The organism is Bacillus sp. GMa5/1 (genome assembly GCF_050172015.1).
Classification (GTDB): domain Bacteria; phylum Bacillota; class Bacilli; order Bacillales; family Bacillaceae_G; genus Bacillus_A; species Bacillus_A cereus.
This window is the reverse complement of record NZ_JBNLYC010000268.1, coordinates 1-4262: the sequence shown is the minus strand read 5'-3', so window position 1 is coordinate 4262 and position 4262 is coordinate 1. Positions and strand designations below refer to the sequence as shown.

Sequence of the window (4262 nt, the reverse complement as noted above, 5' to 3'; positions counted from 1 at the left end):
TTTTGCTATGATAAGTAAGAAATTTACATATCGTGTTATTGGGGGATAAAAAGAGATGTTGAAAAAATTTACTACATGTATTTTAGGTGGCGCTTTAGTATTCAATTTATCTGGTTGCGGCAATACATCCGACAAAACTTCTTCAGAATCTAAAGAAACCAATTCTAAACAAGAAGAAAAGAAAGTGCAAACAACCGATGAGGCGAAAACGAAAGAGAATACAAAGCAGAAAAATACAGAACAAACAAAAGAGAAATCAAAAATAAAAGAAAAAGAGTATGCTGTAAACAAGGATTTTCATACACCTAAATTTGATGTAACTGTAAAAAGAGTTGTAGAAAGGGATAAGGTTGGTAAAGAAAGTATAGGATTCCAAAAGCCTGAAGATGGACATGTCTTTATTGTTGTAGAAGCAGAAGGGAAAAATATCACAAACGAACCGATGAAATTAGCCGTTTTACCATCAGTGGATTTAGTGGATGAAAATGATAATGCTTACCAAAGTGATGTGTTGGCAGCTAGTAGTTATGCGGTTGAAAAAGCCGAGACCTCTACTATTACTAAGGGATTAAAACCAGGGGAGGTAATGAGAGAAAGTAAAGTTTACGTGATTAATAAAGAAAAATTTGATACAGGAAAGTGGTATGTAGTTGTTAACCATGAGTATAAGGAACAAATTAAATAGTGTTTATTTATGAAGAGGAGATGGCTCCTCTTTTTTTTTTACAAGTTAACACAGAATTTCGTTATAATGTAGAAATTTAATGTTTTCGAAAAAAAGAATTGACTTCTATATTAGTTGTAACTAAAATGGTTACATAAAGATGTAATTAATTTAGTTACAACTAATATCTGCTAAAAATATGATTTATATATTTAATTAAGGATGGTGGTCCATACGTTGCCACCCGGTGTAGAAAGTTACTAACACATTCAAATCAATGCATATTCCAAGCTTTAGTATTTTCTGTTACGGGGCAATAAGGTGCAATGTTATCTTTTGTTAAAAACCTTGGTGGATCTTTCTTTGGAAATATTAGTTTTTGGGAAATATAGTAAGGTATCTAAAAAAGAACAAGGTATAAAAAGATGTACCTATATAAACCAAAAATTTAGTTGAGCTGGATAATAAAAAAAGGTAGGAGATTTAAATGGAGACGAAACAAGATAATCTTATTTACGTATGGGATGCATATTGTGGATGGTGCTATGGTTTTTCAGAAAGTATTAAAGGATTTTACAAAAACCACACTGAAGTACCATTAACGGTTTTATGTGGAGGGTTATTTTTAGATAATTTACCAATGAAAAACTTCTCATATATAGAAGAAGGAAATAAAAGAATTAATCAACTTACAGGTGCTGAATTTGGTCCTTCATATCAAAAATTGGTGGAGGAAGGGACTTTTAAAATGAATTCGAAAGATGCTGCAATTGGCTTTTCAGCTTTACGCTCATTAGCGCCAGACCGTTTATTAGAATTCACTTCGGCTATGCAAAAAGCGTTTTATTATGAGGGACAAAGTCTGAGTGATCCTGAAACATATCGCAAGATTGCAATCGAGCATGGTTTGGACCCTGAACAAGTATTAGAACGTTTAAACGCTCAAGAAACAATAATAGATGTCCAAAATGATTTCAATAAAGTTCGACAGCTTGGTGTTAATAGCTATCCTTCCTTACTTTTACAAAAGGATAATCAAATTATTCCTATTGGTGGTGGCGTAATGACACCGGATAAAATTGAAGCGCGTTTTAAAAATTTATATTAAGAAAATTTAGGATATAGTAGCAAACACGTTATCTTAGGCCACCTGACATTGATCTCCGGAATATTCGCTAGTCCTATTACACTTTCAGATAAATGGGAGTGGGAGATTTTATCGGAACAAGATAAAAATATGATAATTAGTTAATAACTTTAACAAAAGGAGAATAACATACTATGTTTAAAACAATCGATACAAATCAAAAAGATGTGAAATTAACGGTGTTTAGTTCGGACGAAAAAAGCTTTATGGTCACAGCAACATTAGTTGAGAAAGCAGGACATGCATTTTTAATAAACTCAAAATTTACTCAATCTGATTCGAAAGAAATTGTTGAGTATCTGAAAAAAAACAACTTATCTCTAGATAAAATCTTTATTATTCATGGGGATCCAGACTACTACTTTGGATTAGAGAGCATTAAAGCCGTTTACCCAGAAGCTATAGCGTATGCAACAGAGTCTACTGTTGAACATATCGTTCATTCTGTCTTAGGGAAATTAAAAGTTTGGAAAGACGTCCTTGGAGAAAATGCACCAAGTAACGTGGTATTACCTCAAGTATTTAAAGAAAAAGCGATTGATTTTCAGGGGTTAACATTTGAACTAGTAGGCTTAGATCATTACAGAACTAGCCTATTTAATAAAGAACTAAAAGTATTAATTGGTGGTATCGATGTATTTAACGAAATACATGTATTCTTAGCGGATACTAGCTCAAAAGCGGATATGGAGGCATGGATTGAGAACTTGAAAGTATTACAAGCATTACATGCTGACATAATTGTGCCTAGCCATGGATCAATCGAAAAATCCCTAAATAATCAAGCACTTACTGCGACAATGGATTATCTAAGAACGGCGGTTCAAGCTTCTGAGGAAAGTGGAACTTCAAAAGATTTTGTGGCAAAACTTGAAGCAGCATATCCAGGCTATGCAAATAAAGGTGTATTAGAATTAAGTGCAAAAGTTGTAACAAAAGAAATGCCTTGGGGTTAATGATATGAATAAATATCAAAAATTATTACATGAAACGTATGTGTTAACTGGCGAAGGGAAATTGGATGCGTTCAAAACGTATTTAAGTGAAAATGTATCTTGGACAGAAGCTGCTGGGTTTCCATATGCAGGTACTTATATAGGTCCAGATGAAGTAGTGAAAAACGTACATGAACGTCTTGGCACAGAATGGGATGACTATAGCGCTAAAGATGAAATTTATGCTTTTAATAACAATACTGTTATCGTTTATGGAAAATATAGTGGAACATATAAAGCTACAGGGAAGTCATTTGTAGCAGATTTTTGTCACCTTTATAAGTTTGATGAGAACGATAAGGTTAAGAAGTTTATTCAAATTGTGGACAGTGCAACTGTTAATGAGGTATTAAGTTAGAATTGATCGTTTCTAATATGCCTTGTATAGGGGGAGGTTAGGATAAATGAAATTCCTAACATTACCCCTGACATTACATTTTGGGGAAGGTTTCTCCTTCTTCAAGCTTTTTATAGAAGAAAACTTATTTAAGTAGAAGAGGTAGGTATATATGAAATTAGAGAAAAGTTTAATCATAACAATTATTTCTGTATTTATTTTAGGAGTAGTTTCGACTTTGGTATATCAAGCTTCCAACGGTAATAACAAAGGTAACTCAATTAAGAGCGAGAATGTCGCTTCTGTATCAAAAGAAGTAAAAGAAAATGAAAAGAATAAAAAGATGGTAGTTGATTTCTATAATGAAGTTTTTAACAAACATAATATCGATATTATCCCTAAATATGTTAGCGAAGATTATAAGCAACATAATCCTTTTGTTGCTGATGGACGAAAAGCCTTCATGGATTTCTTTAAGGAGGATTTTGTTAAAAATCCTAATTCCTCTGCAGAGATTAAACGTGTAGTAGCTGAAGGGGATACAGTTGCTCTTCATGTACATTCTCGTACTAATTCTCAAGATAAGGGAGTTGCTATAGTGGATATATTTCGTATCAAGGATGGAAAGATTGTCGAACACTGGGATGTAATTCAAGAGATTCCAAGTGAAGCAGCTAATGATAATACGATGTTTTAGATAGAAGATATATTTAATAATTGTTTAATTGATAGTGCTGTATAGAGTTTAGAAATTTAGATAATTAGTCATCAAATCTGGAAATCATTTAAAAATAGCATATTAAATGATGGCACAAATTAATACGAAATAGCTCTTTAATAAAAAATCCTACTCATTAAAAAATGAGTAGGATTTTTTATTAAAGAATAGTGCTAATTTTGTGGTTCGGCACCATCTAAATTTTGAAACCATGAAAGTATAGGTACTCTATATCCACGTAAAGTAAAATCGTAATTTTTTCCTTCTTTTATGTTTGCTTGCAGATTCACTGAATGAAACTTCATCATAAGAAGGCTATCCTCATTAGAAATAACTTTTTCGGTTCCATTTTTTTGCTCAACCTAGTACAATCTTACCAATTTAAAAAAGACCACCATTAC

At 32.4% G+C, this 4262-nt stretch carries 5 protein-coding genes; all 5 read left to right on the top strand.

What is annotated here, in order from left to right; translation table 11 throughout:
- Window positions 1-55 precede the first annotated feature (55 nt).
- The 5 genes from ACQGSG_RS27070 (at window position 56) to ACQGSG_RS27050 (ending at window position 3840) form a co-directional block, all read left to right on the top strand.
- Entirely contained in the window at window positions 56-685 is a 630-nt protein-coding gene (locus ACQGSG_RS27070; protein WP_098450468.1) for a hypothetical protein, read from the top strand.
- Window positions 686-1151: 466 nt separating this feature from the next.
- A complete protein-coding gene (locus tag ACQGSG_RS27065) occupies window positions 1152-1772 on the top strand; it encodes a DsbA family protein (RefSeq protein WP_000448622.1) in 621 nt (206 codons plus the stop codon).
- 173 nt (window positions 1773-1945) lie between these two features.
- A complete protein-coding gene (locus tag ACQGSG_RS27060) occupies window positions 1946-2767 on the top strand; it encodes an MBL fold metallo-hydrolase (RefSeq protein ID WP_000477277.1) in 822 nt (273 codons plus the stop codon).
- Between the two features lie 4 nt (window positions 2768-2771).
- Complete coding sequence (locus ACQGSG_RS27055) at window positions 2772-3164, top strand: nuclear transport factor 2 family protein (protein WP_001046361.1); 393 nt, start codon at window positions 2772-2774, stop codon at window positions 3162-3164.
- Between the two features lie 151 nt (window positions 3165-3315).
- Complete coding sequence (locus ACQGSG_RS27050; protein ID WP_000764207.1) at window positions 3316-3840, top strand: nuclear transport factor 2 family protein; 525 nt, start codon at window positions 3316-3318, stop codon at window positions 3838-3840.
- Window positions 3841-4262 lie beyond the last annotated feature (422 nt).